At 36.7% G+C, this 368-nt stretch carries 1 pseudogene; it reads left to right on the top strand.

What is annotated here, in order from left to right:
- Positions 1-287 (top strand): annotated as a pseudogene (locus AC6UDG_RS07430) (MFS transporter); the annotation flags it as partial.
- Positions 288-368: the final 81 nt, after the last annotated feature.

Below are 368 nucleotides of genomic sequence, written 5' to 3'. Positions count from 1 at the left end.
CAGTGGTAGCCTTTGTTTTAATCGGAATTTCCTTTTTGGCAATGCAATCTGAGTCTTTGTCAATCGTTACTGGGGCTTTAAACGGTGAGGACGAAGGTGCTTACTTAGGACTCTTTAATATTAGTATCTGTATGCCACAGATCATCGCATCGTTGGCCAGTTTTGTGATTTTACCATTAATTGGTAAATCAATGCCGGGGATGATTTTGGTAGCTGGAATTATGATGCTGATTGGAGTATTAGCCGTTAGTGCTATTCACGTGAAACCAATTGTAACTTCAAAATAAGATTTAATTTAGGAGTTTGTTATGAAAAACTATCAATGGTGGAAAATGCAAAAGAAATCCGTCAGAATTATAATGATATCG

Source organism: Fructilactobacillus sp. X2R1C1 (genome assembly GCF_059901435.1).
The sequence above is the reverse complement of the archived record's forward strand: the minus strand, read 5'-3'. Positions and strand labels throughout refer to the sequence as shown.